The sequence below is a fragment of the Lewinella sp. 4G2 genome, from assembly GCF_001625015.1.
Classification (GTDB): domain Bacteria; phylum Bacteroidota; class Bacteroidia; order Chitinophagales; family Saprospiraceae; genus Neolewinella.
On sequence record NZ_LVWJ02000014.1, the window covers coordinates 2,554,796 to 2,571,874 of the forward strand.

The 17,079-nt window shown below is 56.9% G+C and carries 12 protein-coding genes; 5 read left to right on the plus strand and 7 right to left on the minus strand.

The genetic code is table 11. The features are described 5' to 3' along the window. Window positions 1–13: 13 nt before the first annotated feature. From queE to A3850_RS10820, 4 genes are all read right to left on the minus strand, one after another. Window positions 14–649, minus strand: coding sequence for a 7-carboxy-7-deazaguanine synthase (gene queE, locus A3850_RS10805; protein ID WP_068216400.1), 636 nt, complete (start codon window positions 647–649; stop codon window positions 14–16). Window positions 650–756: 107 nt separating this feature from the next. Then, on the minus strand, window positions 757–1,710 hold the full coding sequence (locus A3850_RS10810; protein WP_068216402.1) for an NAD(P)-dependent oxidoreductase: 954 nt from the start codon (window positions 1,708–1,710) through the stop codon (window positions 757–759). Window positions 1,711–1,734: 24 nt separating this feature from the next. After that, a complete protein-coding gene (locus tag A3850_RS10815; RefSeq protein WP_068216404.1) occupies window positions 1,735–3,534 on the minus strand; it encodes a M56 family metallopeptidase in 1,800 nt (599 codons plus the stop codon). Next, window positions 3,534–3,908 (minus strand): BlaI/MecI/CopY family transcriptional regulator, encoded by a 375-nt coding sequence (locus tag A3850_RS10820; RefSeq protein ID WP_068216406.1) that lies wholly within the window; start codon window positions 3,906–3,908, stop codon window positions 3,534–3,536. The genes A3850_RS10815 and A3850_RS10820 overlap by 1 nt, the downstream gene beginning before the upstream one ends. A gap of 239 nt (window positions 3,909–4,147) precedes the next feature. Between A3850_RS10820 and A3850_RS10825 the strand changes: the two genes are divergently transcribed. Beyond that, on the plus strand, window positions 4,148–4,762 hold the full coding sequence (locus tag A3850_RS10825; RefSeq protein ID WP_068216408.1) for an L-threonylcarbamoyladenylate synthase: 615 nt from the start codon (window positions 4,148–4,150) through the stop codon (window positions 4,760–4,762). A 200-nt stretch (window positions 4,763–4,962) separates the two neighbouring features. Then, window positions 4,963–7,287, plus strand: a complete 2,325-nt coding sequence (locus A3850_RS10830; RefSeq protein WP_068216411.1) for a TonB-dependent receptor — start codon at window positions 4,963–4,965, stop codon at window positions 7,285–7,287. Window positions 7,288–7,368: 81 nt separating this feature from the next. Here the strand turns inward: A3850_RS10830 and A3850_RS10835 are convergent, their stop codons facing one another. Next, window positions 7,369–7,590, minus strand: coding sequence for a hypothetical protein (locus A3850_RS10835; protein WP_068216412.1), 222 nt, complete (start codon window positions 7,588–7,590; stop codon window positions 7,369–7,371). Window positions 7,591–7,820: 230 nt separating this feature from the next. On the opposite strand from A3850_RS10835, the gene A3850_RS10840 reads away from it, so the two are divergent. Continuing rightward, window positions 7,821–8,630, plus strand: coding sequence for a hydroxymethylglutaryl-CoA lyase (locus A3850_RS10840; protein ID WP_068219684.1), 810 nt, complete (start codon window positions 7,821–7,823; stop codon window positions 8,628–8,630). A gap of 42 nt (window positions 8,631–8,672) precedes the next feature. Here A3850_RS10840 and A3850_RS10845 read toward each other — a convergent pair whose 3' ends face one another. Continuing rightward, window positions 8,673–13,190, minus strand: a complete 4,518-nt coding sequence (locus tag A3850_RS10845; RefSeq protein WP_068216414.1) for a zinc-dependent metalloprotease — start codon at window positions 13,188–13,190, stop codon at window positions 8,673–8,675. A 243-nt stretch (window positions 13,191–13,433) separates the two neighbouring features. Between A3850_RS10845 and A3850_RS10850 the strand changes: the two genes are divergently transcribed. Together A3850_RS10850 and A3850_RS10855 are read left to right on the plus strand one after the other, a co-directional pair. Further along, window positions 13,434–13,955: a hypothetical protein gene (locus A3850_RS10850; protein WP_068216416.1), complete on the plus strand. Its 522-nt coding sequence runs from the start codon at window positions 13,434–13,436 to the stop codon at window positions 13,953–13,955. Window position 13,956: 1 nt separating this feature from the next. Continuing rightward, window positions 13,957–15,663, plus strand: a complete 1,707-nt coding sequence (locus A3850_RS10855; RefSeq protein ID WP_068216418.1) for a glycosyltransferase family 39 protein — start codon at window positions 13,957–13,959, stop codon at window positions 15,661–15,663. Here the strand turns inward: A3850_RS10855 and A3850_RS10860 are convergent. Continuing rightward, entirely contained in the window at window positions 15,660–17,078 is a 1,419-nt protein-coding gene (locus A3850_RS10860; RefSeq protein WP_082921756.1) for a VWA domain-containing protein, read from the minus strand. The genes A3850_RS10855 and A3850_RS10860 overlap by 4 nt on opposite strands. Window position 17,079: the final 1 nt, after the last annotated feature.

Genomic DNA, 17,079 nt, shown 5'->3' on the forward strand with positions numbered 1-17,079 from the left:
GGTAGCGGAACCGCTAATCAATCCCCATCAATTTATGGGTCTGCAGGCTGATGCGCCATTGGGGATGCTCCATACAGTAGGCTACCGTCGCCGGCGTGTGATCGTGGCCCCGTTCGTCCTTTGGTTGGAGGAAGAAATGGGTGAAATTGAGGTTCACAAATTGCTCGGGTTGCGCACCTACTTCAGGTTGTGGGTAGACCAACTTGAGCTCATCCCCTTTCGTCACGACCAGCTCTGCGTTGGCTTTGGGGCTCACGCAAACCCAGTCGATGCTTTCTGGCACCGCGACCGTCCCATTAGTCTCAACGGCGACCTCAAAACCACGTAAGTGGAGGGCTTCAATCAGCGGTTCATCCAGCTGCAGTAGCGGCTCCCCGCCCGTACAAACAACGTAGGGTTTCCCTCCACCAGGCCAGAGACTGGCCACGAGATTTGCGCAGGCCTCCAGGTCGTAGCGGCCGCCGTTTTGTCCGTCGGTACCGATGAAGTCAGTATCGCAGAACTTACAAACGGCCTCCGTCCGGTCTTCTTCCCGGCCACTCCAGAGGTTGCAACCTGTGAACCGTAGGAACACGGCGGCGCGGCCGGCCTGAGCGCCTTCGCCCTGGAGGGTGTAAAAGGATTCCTTGATCTTGTAGGTTCTGGCCAAAGCGCAGGTTGGATTTGAGCGCGCAAAGGTACGGGCGGACCGGGGAATTCCCAGCCACGCCGCGACGGAACAAAAGTTGGTGCACGGTCAAAGTATTGCTTACACGGTTAGCCAGCTTGCTTGCGAAAGGCCACCTCCAGCTTAGCGAACAAGGTATGGGCGTGGCCCTCCTCGGCATCCTCGCTCCAACCGGCGATGTGGGGCGTCAGCACCGTGCGGTCGCTATCGTGGAGGTACTGAAAAGGGGCGGGCAGATCCGCTGGGTCCAGGTGGACGAACGATTTGTCCTCGTATTCGTGGACGTCCAGCGCAGCGCCCAGTACTTTCCCGCTTTCCATCGCTTCCACGAGGTCTTCGGTCTTGACGATCGGGCCGCGGGCGGTATTGATGAGGTAGATCGGCTTGGCAAATGCGGCGAACCATTCCTTATCGGCGTAGTAGTGATTGCCCTCCAGGAACATGTGCAGGGAAACTACGTCCGCCTCTTCCTGAATCTGTTCCAAGGTTGCTTCTTCCGCGTACTCATCGCCGTAGTTCTTGCGGAATTTATCGTGGGTGAGCACTTTGCAGCCGAAGCCACTCAGTCGTTGGGCGGTGTTTTGGCCCATGTTTCCGTAGCCAATAAGCCCTACGGTGAGGTGACCCAATTCCGTTCCAATATTGCCGCGGCGAATCCAGCCGCCGTCGCGAATCTGCCGGTCCGCCCGGCCGAGGTGGTTAAGGAGCATCAGCATCATTCCTACGGTATGTTCGGCCACCGTGTGCTTGCTGCCTTCCGGGCTATTGAAAACCTGGATACCTTTCTCCTTGGCGTATTCGAGATCGATGTGGTCCGTCCCGACACCCCAGCGGGCGACGAAGCGGAAGTGGGGTGGGCAGGCATCGAGCAATTCCCGGTCGATGTCGAGGCGGCTACGGATCATCAGCCCGTCGTAAAGCTGAAGGGCTTGCAGCACGTCGGGCCGCGTCAGGTGATCGAGTTCATCTACGGTGTGGCCTTCCATTTGGAGGGCGTTCTTTAGGTAGGGGTGGGCGGCTTTGTCGAGGAAGGCTATTCGCATGTGAGCAAAGCTACTTCCCCGAGCCTAATTCTTGCTCTTTTGTTTGCGCAGTTTGCGGGTGGTCTTGCGCTTGTTTTTGGTAGTGATGTAGACGGCCCCGTCAAAGCCCTGGAGACCATCTCGGTCCAGTTGTTCACGGTCTTTCACGACGGTAATGGAAAGGATATCGTCCGGGTTGACGAACTTAAGACCGGGTGTTGGTTCGACGCGAGTTCCGTGCAGGAAGTAGGCAATGTTTCCTTCCTCCACGCCACGGATTTTTATGGGGGACGACTTTTCTTCTTTGAGCATTTTGCGGACCCCATCCTTTGTCGTCACGTCCACGAGGCCTTCGTATTCCTCAAACCCGAGCGCACGCAGGCTTTCCTTATCCTTGGTGATATCGATTTGCTCAATGCGCTGTGCGTCGAGGTCATTCAGGCTCATTTCCTTCATCACTACGCCGTCAATCCGAATCACCACGTTTTCAACGTTGGTGCCGCTGGTCCGGACTTGCACATTGGTTACTGTCCCGGAGGCATCGAGTTCCAGCGTTTCCCGGTCCTCGTTATCAATTTCAAATTCCTCCGGTTTGATCGTATCCAACGCTACTTCAGCGGGCGCTGCCGCGGGTGCGGGGGAAAGGGTAGGGGTGGCGACGACGGTGGGTATGACTTCCTCCACGGTGACGGGAACAGTGGCTGGTGGTGGGGTTGCCGCAGGGGGATTAACCGGTTGGGCTTCCTCCGTTGGAAGGACATCCAAGTCGTTAAGGGCAATGATCTCCGGCAATGGGGTGACTACCGGTTTATCTTCTTGCAAACAATTCACGGCACCTGCGGCAGCGCCCGCTTGCTTCAGTGGGAATTGAGTGATAGCAAGCGTAAGCAGGAATAGGGCCGACAGGGCAAAGCGGCCATCCTTCGGCGCGCGGTCGCCGTTGAAGAGGCGGTGAATACGGAAGGTGAACGGGGTTTTAGATGCGCTCATGGCAAGGGGATTTGAGGTGTAAGAAAATTGGGCCGCCGCCACCAGCGCGGAGGCGTAAGTACGGCGATCGGAACACTGGCGGGCAACCCAGTCGTCACAACGGTGCTCTCGCTCGCGGTCAATAATGCGGCAGAGGGCGTGGACGGCGGGGTGGTAGAAAAACAGCACGCGCAAGACTTGCTGTGGGTAATTCAGGAGGTGGTCGTAGTGGCGGACGTGGGCCAACTCGTGCAATAGCAACGTGCGCGCCATCTCCGGGCTGATCTGATTAGCGAGGGCCACCGGCACGACGATGATGGGGGACCAAAATCCGACGGTCATCACCTCCGTAGCTACTGAACTGAGGTGCAGGCTAACGGTACGGGTAAGCGGGTGAGCCTCGAGAATTGGCCGAATGGAAGATTGCCAGGCAGCCGGCATTTTGCTCAGGCCCGTGCTACGCAAGCGCTGAATTTCCTGGTGTTTGCGAAACAGTAAAAACGCCGCGGGCAACAGGCCGATCAGGTAGCAAAGGCTCAGCCAGGGGGTGAAGACCGTGAAGTTAGACGAAAGCTCACTTGGCGGCGTCGTAGTGCTAGGGCTAACGGACATAGAGAATACTTCCGGTGGGGGCGCCAGCAGCAGGTTTTCGCAAATGGGCGCTACGTAATAGGTATCGTAAAAGGCGTACGCAGACCCAAATCCAACAGTTAGCAGCCCCACGTAAGCCAGGAAGTACCGACCGGAAGCGGTTGGGAGCAGCGGCGCGATCGTCCGAACCAAGACGTACACCAACAGGCCGATCCAACAACTGTGGAGCAGCGTGAAACCGAAGGCGGAGGCCAGTGGCAGTAGGGTAGTTGTCAGGTCAGCCATTATCCTTTCTGTTTTTTGATCCAGGCTTCCAGCTCCTCCAGTTCGGCGGGGCTGGGTGTCTCATTGCCCAGCGCACGCAGGGCCAGGTTCACCTTACTGCCTCCAAAGGCGGTGTTCGCGAGCCGGCCAAAGACGGATTGCTCGATGGCTTCGCGCAGGTGGGCCGCCACGTAGGTGTGGGTGCGCTGGTCGGTATTCCTTTCCACGAGGCCGGACTTCGCCATGCGCTGCAGTTGGGTAAGCACGGTGTTGTAGCTCACCTGCCGCCGGTCGGCTAAGCGGGCGTGGAGTTGTTGCACGGTGGCGGGTTGGTCCGTCCAAAGCAAGTCAAGGATCTCCAATTGGGCTTCCGAAGGGTGGGGGAGGGCAGGCATAAATAGTATTGTGCGGTAAAGTTAGTACTACAAGTGTAATACTACAAGAGTAGTTTTGAAAAAGGTTGGATTTATTTCGATGCAGTTTCAATGCGCTACGGAGGATAATTTTGCTACTGGACTATTTTGGAAACTTATTGAGTGTGAAAACATTCTGCGTACGCTATATTGACCTCAATTCATGAATTTACATCCCGCCGTAGGTTCCTGCCGGTGGGTTGAAACCTAAACGATTGCCCATGCTTATTTCCATTAATGCCGATAACCCCCAACCACGCCTCATCCAGCAAATGGTGGACATCCTCGAAGACGGCGGCGTAATTATCTACCCCACCGATACGGTTTACGGCATTGGCTGCGACATCACGAACAAGAATGCCGTCGAGCGCGTCGCCCGCATCCGGGGTCTGGACCCCAGCAAGGCCCTGTTCAGCTTTATGTGTCAGGATATCTCCCAGATCACTGACTACTCCAAGACGATCAACAATGATGTCTTCCGGGTCATCAAGCACAACACGCCCGGCCCCTTCACCTTCATCCTGAACTCCAACAACAAGACGCCGAAGATCCTGAAGAACCGGAAGGAAACCATTGGTGTACGCCTCGTGGACAACAATATTGTCGACGCCCTGGTGCGTGGGCTCGGCCGGCCCATTCTGACGGCCTCCGTAAAACGGGAAGGGGACGATGTACAGGAGTACTTCAGTGACCCTCAGGAAATCTACGAGGTGTACGGCAAGCGCGTGGATGCAGTCATCGACGGTGGGATGAGCAGTAACCGGCCCAGTACCGTCATCATCTGTACGGGTGACCAACCGGAAGTATACCGCGAAGGTGCCGGGGTACTTAAATAGTATTTGCCACATCACTCTGCGGATAGCGCCCCTCGTACTCACCCGTGCGAGGGGCGCTGCTATTAGTGACCGGTGGTGCCGGTTCGGACTATTTCCCGCGTAAAAGAGGAACTCACCACGAAGATTTGGTGCCGGTAATGGGGTAGCCGCCCTCCACTGATTTGGCTATCTTTGCCGCCCCAGCCAAAACCACCTTATACATGCGTTTCTTCAGCTTTCTTTTGCTGCTTTGTTTGTCAGCTACCGCCTTCGGCCAATCGGCCATCATCCGCGGAAATGTATTCGACGAAGAAACCGGTGAGCCCATTTCTTTTGGTACCGTACAGTTGCTCGGCCCCGACGATCTTAACCGTGGAGAGAATACGGACGTCGATGGCTTTTTCAGTTTTGCCAACCTACCGGTGGGTGACTTTACCCTCATCGTACGCTACGTCGGTTACGACAGCACCGCGACGGCCGTAACCATCGCCAGAGAGAGCCAAATTGAGTATAAACGACTGACGATCAGTGTGGACGGTGGTGTAAAGCTGGAAACCGTATCGGTAAGTGCTCGCCGCGAGCAGGCGCGTTCCGACGTCGCCGTAGCCAAGGTTACCTTCTCGGGGGAGGAAATTATGGCCATCCCCGCCACCGGTGGTGAGCCGGATATCGCCCAGTACCTGACCGTCCTGCCGGGCGTAGTAAGCACCGGCGACCAGGGTGGGCAACTCTACATTCGGGGTGGTAGCCCCGTACAGAATAAGCTGTTGTTGGATGGGATGACGATCTACAATCCGTTCCACTCCATCGGTCTTTTCTCCGTTTTCGAAACGGAGGCCATTCGCTCGGCGGATGTCTACACGGGGGGCTTCAACGCCGAATACGGTGGCCGCATCTCCGCCATTGTGGACATTAAAACGCGGGAGGGCGACAAAAAGAAATTTAGTGGCCTCGTAAGTGCCAGCCCCTTTCAGGCCAAAGTGCTCGCGGAAGGTCCCATCAAGAAATTGGATCCGGAAACCGGCAGTAGTGTCAGTTTCCTCGTAACGGGTAAACGTAGCCTCCTTGCCGAAACGAGCCCCAACCTCTACGGCTACGCCGTCCAAGAAAACTTCTTCAACCTGGAGGATAGCGTAGACGCCAAAGACATTGGCCTTCCCTACGACTATCAGGATATTTACGGCAAGATCAGTTTCGTCGGCGGCAATGGTTCCAAGCTGAATTTGTTTGGCTTCAACTACACTGATGACTTCCTCGTACCCGGGGTAGCGAACCTGGATTGGACCAACTCCGGTGGTGCGGCCAGCTTTAACGTCGTCCCCCCAAGCAGTAACGTGGTGATTGATGGAGTGATCTCCGCCTCCAACTACCAGGTGAACCTTAGTGAACGGAACAGTACCCCGAGGAGTAGCTCCATTGCGAACTACGTTGCCCAACTCAACTTTACCTACTTCGGCGACGGCGCCTCCTTCGCCTACGGCTTCGACTACAACGGATTGAACACCAACTTCACCTTCGTTAACCCCGTTGGTATCACCTTTGAGCAGGAGGACTTCACGACGGAATTGAACGGTTACGTCAAGTACAAGAAGAAGATCGGTAACCTCATCATCGAGCCCGGCCTCCGCGCGCAGTACTACGCCAGCCAGAATGCGATCAGCATCGAGCCGCGGTTCGGAATGAAGTACAATGCTTCCACCAAACTCCGCTTCAAGGCGGCGGGTGGCCTGTACAGCCAGAACCTGATCTCCACCCAGAACGATTTGGACATCGTCAACTTCTTCTCCGGCTTCCTGGTCGGGCCGGAGGGCACCATCTTCGATTCCAATGGTGAGGCGACGGACGATAACTTGCAGAAGGCCATCCACGCCATTGGTGGGGTGGAGTACGACGTGAATAAGGACATCACCGTCAACATTGAAGGTTACTACAAGGGCTTTAACCAACTCATTGAACTTAACCGCAACAAACTCAGCGCGCAGGATGCCAACTTCATTGCGCTGGACGGGGTGGCTTACGGTGGTGACGTCTCCGTCGAGTACCGGAAGGGAAGTTTACTCCTGGCTTCTAATTACAGCCTCGGTTTCGTCACTCGTGACGACGGTTTCGAAGAGTACCCCACCAGCTTCGATCGCCGCCACAACGTGAATGCTTACGGCTCCTACGCTTTCGGTAAGGACCAGCAGTGGCTGGCCGGCTTCAAGTTTAACTTCGGTTCCGCCTTCCCTTTCACCGAGACGGTTGGTTTCGTGGAGGAGCCCGATCTCAGTACCAACCCCATCACCCCGAACGTGCTGACGGGTAACGGCTCACTCGGTGTACTGCTCAGTGGTGACCGTAACGGTGGCCGTCTGTCCGATTTCCACCGCCTCGACCTAAGCTTACAGCGGACCTTTAATTTCGGGGAAAGCTCCCGCCTGGAGATTACGGCTTCGGTGACCAACGCCTACAACCGGGAAAACATCTTCTACGTGGATCGGATCTCGAACGAACGGGTGGACCAGTTGCCTATCCTGCCGTCGTTGAATGCTACCTTTTACTGGTAGGGCTTAGTCGGGTAGTCAGGTAGTCGGGTAGTCAGGTAGTACGTATTACCTGACTACCCGACTACGATACTACCTGACTGATCAAGCTTCAACGCGGTCCCAGTTTGTGCTTCCGATATAGATCATGATGATGCCTACGATGACCATCCCCAGTCGTACGGCGAAGGAGAGGGCTACATTGTAGCGGTAGAGCCAGTCGAGGATGACCAGGTCTACGCCCACCATATTGATGAAGAGGGTGAATAGCCCAATAATCAAAAGAAGGAAACCGATTACGCGGATGGTGGTGGCGTGCTTGAGCATGAGGAAACGTTTTGGGTAGCGAGCTTAGTGACTGCACTCTGGTGCAAAACTAAGGCGAGCGTAAAGGTGTTGCGCCGGTAAGTCCTTATTTTACCTTCCCATTACCCACGGAGTACCTATTCCGGCCTATTCCACGCGACCTAACCAATCCGTGGTGGAATCCGCTCCATACTTTAGTCCTGACCGTGCCCACCGCTCCCATTAAGATCATTGAATGCCCCCGCGATGCGATGCAGGGGCGCCACGATTTCATCCCCACCGCGGTGAAGGCAGCCTACCTGCAACAACTGCTGGCCTGCGGGTTCGATACCCTCGACTTTGGCAGTTTCGTCTCGCCCAAGGCCATCCCACAGATGCGGGACACGGCGGAGGTGCTCGGGCAATTGGACCTTTCCGTTACTGATACCAAACTCCTGGCCATCGTAGCCAACCGGCGGGGAGCAACGGATGCGCTGAGCCACGCGGAGATCGATTACCTGGGTTACCCCTTCAGTATCAGCGAAACCTTTCAGCTCCGGAACACCAACGCGACGTTGGCGGAGAGCCTGGACCGGGTGAAGCAGATCCAGGATATGACCCTGGCCGCCGGAAAAGAGATGGTCCTCTACATCAGCATGGGCTTCGGCAATCCTTACGGTGACCCCTGGAACGTTGACGTGGTAGAGGAATGGGTAAGCCGTTTAGCGGCGCTGGACCTTAAGATCTTCCAGTTGTCCGATACCGTCGGGGTAAGTAGCCCGGAGAATATCTCCTACCTCTTCAGCAACCTGATCCCTCGCTACCCGGAACTGGAGATCGGGGCCCATCTCCACACTACGCCCTCGACCTGGCGGGAAAAAGTGGAGGCCGCCACCAACTCCGGTTGCCGCCGCTTCGATGGTGCCATCCGCGGCTTCGGAGGTTGCCCCATGGCGAAGGACGACCTCACCGGTAATATGGCGACGGAGAACCTGCTGGCTTACCTCGGCTTTGCGGAGACGAACGTAAACGAATCAGCCTTTGCGGAAGCGATGGCGGCCTCGGGCGGGGTGTTCATTTGATGCCCACGGATCAAATCTTCCCTAAAGTTTGATTTCTCCGGTTTACCGAATGACCAATCTCTTTACGATCGTTTGCCCCTCCGAGCTCACCTTTAGTACGTATGCGCCGCTGGGTAATCCTTGGGTTTCGTACGGTCCGGATTGCTTGCCTTCCCAGCTTTGCATCCTGCGGCCGCGCATATCGAAAAGGGCAACGGTTAGTTCTGCTTGATTGGCGGGTAAACCACGCAGGGTAAAGACGCCACTATTCGGATTTGGCACGATCTGTAGCCTGGTTGGATCATCCTGAAAACTGGTGCTGGACGTGTTCTCTAGAGTGGTACAACAGGTGGTGAAACCATTGCCATCACGATTGCGTGACACGCATACGCGGGCGCTGGTGCCGAAGGGAACGGGAATGAAGATGCTGTTGAAGCGCCCGGCTTCTTCTTCGTTGACCGTCCAACGAACGTCGTTGCGATCACCGGGGACGGTGACCCGGAATATATCACCGCCCTGAAATTCGACGGTGATGTCCCCCTCGCAATTGCTGGGGTTACAGTTGTCGACTACCACGTATTCGGATTCGTAGCAAGTATTACCACGGAAGTAGGAAACGTAGTAGCACTCGGGCGCGCCGCAATCATCGTTGGTGTAGGGTACGAAGGCTGTTTGTCCGCTATTTAACAGTCTGGTGCTGTTGTCGTCGTTCAAACGGTACCACTGGATACGGCTGGTTCCGTTAGCCGCGAAGACCAGGTCGATCCCCGAACCATCCGCCGAGGGTCGGACGATGGATTGGCGGCTTTCCGTGTGCTCATCCGTGATACAATAGGTGGCGCAGCAGTAGTCCGCGCAGCCCAGATTGTCAGCCGCCTCGGAGTAGCAGATCTGATACTCACCGCTTCGTGGAAAGGTGATGCGTAGGCTACCATTCGTTTGGAGGGATGCACCGGCGACTGACGGCAACGGCCGACTATTCACGAGCCAATCCCGGATACCGTTGCCACTACTGCGAAGCGGCGTAAAATCGTAAGTGAGTGGGAGGTCCGGATCGACGACCGTTTGGCGCAAGCCGGTACACAAACGATCCGTTTGGCTGCGGATACAACGGAGACCGCAACGTAGGTTCAGCGTGAAATTGCCCCTTTCTTCCTGGGATCCGTATACGTACACGTAATAAATAGCATCAACCTCGGTACTGACGGTTACGGACGATGCCTCGCCGCAAGCATTGGAGTTCACGCCGACGCAGGTTAGCTCTCCGCAAACATCGCCGGAGAAGACGGCCATACGCGTATTGTAATTACTCTCCCAACAAAGGTTGGGCGTCATGGGCCGGCCCGTACCTACGAAGGAATACCAAACACCCGGCGGGGAGCCGTCCACGTGGCCACATTCCGTATCACTGAGGGTGGACGCAGCCCGGAGGGTACTGCCTTCAATCAGCTGATCGCAGCCGATGGGGATGGCCTGGCTACAGAGATCATTCGGTGCTACGAGACTCAGGAAGGATACCGAGTAGTCCTCTACCACCAAATCACCACCGGTTTGGCACGGGCCGTTGATGGCTTCGGGGCTCATCATCACCCGTAATCGGGAGGGGCCCGTGGTGACCGTTGCTGGAATCGTAATGCTGGAAATTACCGCCTGATCCGCAGCGTTTTGGGCGGTAACCAGTAATTCGTTGTCCTCGAAGCTGTTGTTCCGGTTGAGGTCCAGGTAGACGCGCCAGTTGAGTGGCTGGTCAGTTGTTGACAAGTCCGTAGCGGCCTGGAGGTTGACGGGGTAATCGTCTCCCGGCCCAAACTGGGCCAGGGTAGGCTGAAACTGCGTGTAGCCGTACGCAGCGCCGGAAACCTGGTTGACGTCACCAACCATCACGCTGCTGATCCAGTAAGGCTCGCTCGCGCCGTAGGATGGGCAGTATTCCTCACCGCAGCCGAGAGTGCTGATAAATTCAGATTCGCCCCAGGTGGCGTCGCCCGTACAGATTGGGCGCAGTTGGACCTCAAAATCGGTACAGGGCGCAAGACCGGAGATGACGTTGTTGCTGGCATCCGCGAAGATCACCCAATCTTCGTCCGATCCGACGGGCCGTACCCGGGCGTCGGCGAGGATTTGCTCCTGGCCATCCCAGGCGAGGCTGAAGTAGTTGAAGCCGGTTTCACCATCGAAGAATACCTCCGGAGAGATGCAACCTTCACAATCCAGCGTAAGGGTAAACGGGCGGTCGTTCCGAGTATTACCGCCCACGTAGATGTAGTAGTCCTTATCCGGATCAGTCAGGTAAGTTGCCTGCACGCCATCGCCCGTCCCACGGGTGAAGGGTTGCTCGCAGGTGAAGCTTCCGCAGGAGCCACTGAAGACATCCAACTGCATGAATCCTACGTCGGGCGTCAGGTCCAGGCTCAACTGGCCATCCTGGCCCGGCCAGTAATACCAGAGGCCGGGCTCCTGGCTTCCGTTAAATCCACAATTTTCGTCTACGTCGAAGGTGAAGCCGGCGGCTTCCACGCGGCCCTGCGTCGTCGTTCCACAGGAGAGTTCGATGGCGCCTTCGCACAGTTCATTTGCCTGGGGCATGCCGCCGCTGATGTTGACCAGGTAGTCTTCCGTTTCCGCATCGCCGGTGGCTGTGCAATCATCCCGGTTGGGGTCACCGCTGAGGATGACGCGCAGGCGGGAGGGCCCGTTGTAGCGAGCTACCGGCATCGTGAATTCCCCAATCTCAGTTTGGGTGGCGTTGGCGTCGCGGCTAAAGATCAATTCACCTTCGTCTTCGAAATCGTTGTCACCATTGAGGTCCAGGTAGATCCGCCAGCTGGCGGCTTGATCACCATTTTCGACGGGGCCGACGACGAAGGGATAATTAGTGCCCCGCTCCAGTTGCATCGTTTCGGCCTGGTAGAAAAGGTATCCGTTGTCCACTCCGGTGGACCGTTGAATGTTGGCGATCTGTACCCGGCCGATGGCGTAGGCTTCCGGCCGGCCGTAGCTCGCGCAGTAGTCGTCCGTACAAACAGGGCTGGGGTCGACGATAATGGGTTCGGACCACAAGCCGAATACGTTGTCGCAAATACCGCGGTACTCGATGAACTCCAGGCCACAGGCTTCCTCGACCTCGATCCGGAAAGGTGGGGTAGGATTGGTGTAGATTACGCCTTCGTTTCCAAAGACGGCACCGACGCGGAGTTCGAACTCGTTGGTTTGATCCGGCGTCCAGTCTACGATCAGATAGTTGTGGTTCCGTTCGGTGACCCGCACGTCGGCGGGCGCGGGGCAGTTTGCCGAGACGCAGGAAATTTCCAATTCGTAGTTGCCGACTGATTCATCGATCCCGGTGACGTAGAGGTAGTAGTCCGTCCCAGCCTCGGTGGGGAAGGTGGCGAAGGAGCCCGGTGCTTGTTGGTTGGAACACCGATCGCCAGGGAGATTTATGCACACCAAATCATCGCAGGCTCCGGTGAAGACGGCGAGGTGGCCGAAGAGTTCTCCGTCACACAGGCGGGCGGTGATTTGCGAACCATCTCCGGCGTAGCGGTACCATACACCACGGGTCGCACCAGTATTGACGCGGCCGCAAAATTCGGGCGATTGGTCAATGGAGGCACCGGTGATGGAGCCGGTTTTGGTTTCGCCACAGTTGATCGGTAGTGCATCAACGCAAAAGTCATTCTGAGGTGGGCTGTAATCCGAACAGACGAGATAGGAGCGGGACTCATTCAGGTAGAAATCCATCCGGTCGTACTGCCCATTGGTAAAAGCGTCCCGGCAGAACGATGGCGCGTACGACATAATATTGTCCGTAAGCGGTTGGTACGCAGCACCATTTGCGTCGCGGCGGGTTCCCGTGTACTGGCAATTCCCGCCAATTTCTGAAGCACTACAGCCTGGCCCGCGTAGGTTGGGGTCGGCGGGGGTATCACAAATGTCATCTCCAGTAAAATCACAGTTACTACCATCCACCAATTCGTCAGTCAGATCTTCGCAGTTGGATTTCCCGTGGGTATGGTAAAGCCCCAGGTAGTGGCCAATCTCGTGGCTGAGGGTGGCACCATTATTGAAGCAATCGGCGTCCATGAGAATCAGGTCGCGGCCGGGGGGAAGATACGTGTAGCCGCAAACGTCGCTGGTTCCGGTGGATACTTCGTCGGCTACGAAAATATTGATCACTTCCGGAATGGCGTACGCGGTCCGGACGAAGGCTTCGTCATCCAGCCGGTTAAAATCAAAGCGATCACCGTCGTCGTAGTAGCGGGGAGCGGCGCAGTCTACGAAGCGAATGCCCATGGGGGCGTAATCCTCGTTTGCATCCGCCAAACCAACTTGGTAGGAGGTCAGGCTGAGGCCGCCAAATCCATTATCATCGTTGAAAATATGGGCCTGCACCGGTACCTCAATCATCGCGCCATTCTTGCCTCGAGTTGTGGGCCGCACGTACGCCTGGGCCGCTTTACGCGTAGCATCCAGGTAAGCCCGGGCGGCGGGGGAGGGTTCCGTTCCGCATACTTCTTGGGCAAAAACGGAAGTGGATTGAAAGCATAGGAATGCTACCAACAGGGCGAAAAATCTCAACATGGCGGAAAGACTAATAGGGTAGTGAAAGACGATCTAAACAATAATAAACTGCTACAAAGATAAATAAACCCCGTTTCAGGGGCTTTAGCCTAGTTGGTATTCCTGAGCCGTTGGCCTTCCAGCTTACTAATTCGGTAGCTAAAAATGCTACCCGAATATTACGAACTGTAACCGTGCCTCCATAAAGAAGCCTTTTCTAATTCTGCTTACGAGGGACCGCCAAACCATCTTATCTTCGCGGCGATGAAGCTACCTTACTTTCTCTTCCTATCCGCCGGTCTGTTGGTCTTCGTTGCTTGCCAAAACAACCCGGAACCCGCGGCAGCGCCCGCTGCTGAAAATGGCGCGGTGGCTGACGTAGAAGCCATCGCAAAATCCCTTCTTGGGACCTGGGAGACCGTGGAGGTCGACGTGCTTTTCCACTCCTACGAAAACCGGGATACGAGCTTCCGCCAAACCATCCGTGAAGCCGACTGGGGGCAGGTGTTCGGCGTGAAACCCGCCCGCACCGAATTCACCGCCGACGGTAAGCACAAGCGTACCCACCGGATGGAGAACGGGTCCGTGGCCGACATCACCAATGGCGTCTGGAAAGTGAAGAGTACCGACAGCCTACTGGTGATCGAACCCAACAAAACGCTGTATTACGCCCACGAAATGAAGGGTGACCAGCTCATTCTGACGGGCTTCGTCGACTACGACTACGACGGGGAAGCGGACGATGAATACCGCTCCGTCATGCGCCTCGTCAGCCGGACCCAGTAAAGTGAAACTCCCCGCCAAATCCATCAATCCGCTCTACCTGCTGGCCCTCTGGCTGGTAGTTTGCCTCGTACAGGCGTGGGGAACGCCGCTGGACCCGGACGAGACCTACTACTGGATGTACGCCGGTAACATCGACTGGGGCTACTACGACCACCCGCCCGCCGTAGCGCTGCTCGTAGCCATCGGTAAGGATTGGCTCCCCGGCCCCCTCGGCCTGCGCTTGGGCCACGTTTTAGTATCTGCCCTTACGATGATTGGCCTTTGGCACCTGCTGGAACGACCTTTCGGCAAATGGCTGTGGGTGGCCGCGGCCCTGGCTTTCGCTCAACCCTTCCTCAACGTCTACGGCTTCATCGCCACGCCGGATGGCCCCCTGTTGCTCTTTACGGTGGTTTACCTGTTGGCCTACCGCCGTTTTCTGGATGCACCCACCGTTGCGAACGGCGCAATCTGGGGCCTGACGATGGCTGGCGCCCTATACTCTAAGTACCACGGGGTGATGTTGATCTTTTTCTCCGTCCTCCCTAACCTGTGGTGGCTGCTGCGCCGGCCCGGTGCCTGGGTGGCGGCACTCGGTGGTGCTGCCCTGTACTTTCCCCATCTCTACTGGCAGTACGCGAACGATTTCCCTTCCTTTCGCTATCACCTGCAGGGGCGCGACGACCCCTACCAATTCAAGTACACAACGGAGTACCTGCTGAACCAACTCGTCATCTTCAGCCCCTTCCTGCTGTGGTTTTACGTGAAGACTTTCTGGAAGGACGACAGCCGGAAGGACCGGTTCCTGACCGCCAACCGCTGGCTGGTGCTCGGCTTCCTGGTCTTCTTCTTGTACACGACCTCAAAGGGCGGCACCGAGGCGCAGTGGACGGCTCTGCTCAGCTTCCCCCTCGTTTACCTGACCTACCGCGCGGCCCGCGACCGCTTCCCGGAATGGGCACCGAAGTTGTGGACGCTTTCCCTCATCACGATCGGCATCCTAACGCTGGCCCGTCTCCTCTTGCTGGCGCCACGTGAATGGCTGCCCTTCCAAAAACCCTTCGACCACGAGCCGTGGACGCAGCAGCTCGCCGAGCGGGCAAACGGTCAGCCGGTGATGTTCGAAAACACCTACCGCTTCTCTTCGCTCTACGAATTCTACACTGGCCAGCCGGGGTGGACGATGACCAACGTCGACTACCGACGCAATCAGTACGATCTCTGGTACGGGGATTCGATATACCATAATCAGCAGGTCCTCGTGGTCGGGCAAAAGAACTGGGCCACCGAGGGCGCCGAACCCTTCCGCGCTTTCCGGGGCGATATGCTCATCAAAACCGTCGATAATTTTCAGGTGCTGAAAAGCATCGACCTCGAACTGGCGGAGTCTCCCGAAGTACTTCCCATCGGTGGGGAGGTGCCTATTTCATTGCTGGCCAAGCTGCCTAAAGCAGCGGGGCTACGGTCCGTAGATCTCTCCACGGCCGCAGCCCCACGCCTGTTCGTCACCATCTATTTGCCGGACGGAGAGAAAGAGTTCTACCCGATTGGTACGCTCGCCGTTGCCGCCATTAGTGTCGGGGAGGAAGTCGTTCTGTTCCGGGGCAGTTTCCGCGTTCTGGATAAGTTGCCGGCTGGTCCGGCCACCATGGAGTTTGGTCTCGCGTACCCGGGTATGCCGCCGCTGCGCGGGATGGGGCCGGTTTATCCGGTTGAGCTGCGTGATTAGTTGCTGTAGCCCTTCTTTTTGAGCTGGCGCTTCACGCTGCTTTTCATACGTTCGCCGAGGGTGTTTTCTTCCGTTTCGGCGAGGTCTTTTTTGGCGTCGGCGACGAAGCTTTCGCGTTGCTCGCTGAGTTCGGCGAGGCGTTGTTTCAGCTCGTTGCGCTTCTGGGCGAGGTGGTCGATCTTGGCGGTGAGTTCGGCGTCGCTCAGCGTCCGGAGGCTATCGGGCAGGGCACCTTTTTGTTCCAGGATCTTTTTGTTGTCGGCCCGGGCGGCGTCGACTAGGTCCCAGCTTTCGTTCTTGTAATTTTTGCTGGCCTTGTACTTGGCGCGTGAGCTGAGGTTGGCCTTGCTGTAGCTGGTGGCGTTGGCGTCCTCCACCGCGAGGCGTTGCTTTTTCGCGACGGCGGCCTGGTTGATGGGTACGTAGGTGTCGTTCAGCTGGGCGTTCAGTTGTTCGATCGGCGCGTCGTAGGGGGATTCCACGTAGGCGACGGCCTGGTCCTGATTAATCGAGAAGTGGTCCCCATCCAGGCGGGTGGCGGCGGAAGCCCAGAGGCGGGCCTCGCCATCGTTCGGATTATTACAGTAGATAGTATTGACGACGATGCCCTTATCCTGCGCGGCCTTCAGCCCGGCGGACATGGCGACGGGCCCCTGGGTGAATTCTTCGTTGCCGGCAATGTAGAGCAGTTTTACGGTGGCGTCATCGGCGTCCCACATCAGTTCCTGGGCGGCGCGCTGGATGGCCATGGGGCAGTATTCGTCGCCACCGGAAGTCGTAAGGGCAAACAGTTTTTCACTGATCTCGTCCACCTCCGTCGTCATGGGCACGATCATTTTGATGTAGCCATTATTGGCGGAGAGCCGGTCGTTGCCGTATTCGTAGAGGGCCACTTCGATGTCGGGTGCGACGCCATTGCGGGTTGATTCCATGGTTTCGTTCAGGATGTTCCACAGCCGTGCCTTGGCCTGGTCGATGAGCCCTTCCATCGAACCACTGGTATCCAATAAGAAGGCGATCTGGATCTTATTATTGGATGCATTCACCGTCGTAGTGGGCGCTGCCGCGGGTGCCGGGTCCGTAGGGGGAGCGACGTAAGTTGGGTTGGGGACCGAGCTCGTACCCAGTAGGTAATGGCTGATACCGAGGAACAAAACGGTTGCGGAAAGTGCGGCGGCCAGCAGCCAGCGAAAAGTGGAAGAAAAAGGCATCGGGATGGTGTGTTTAGGGAAGGGTCCGCCGCCTTTCTTGCGGGCCACCCTTCCGGTGAATGATGACCCAAAGGTGGGGGCACCTCCCACCTGGAAAAAGCGCCACTTTGTAAACGGCCATTCCCACTTCGTAAGTGAGACGAACCGGTTGGTGAGCTGGGTAGATTGGTCCGTTTTCCGCGGAGAACGGTGGGTTCGCTTCATT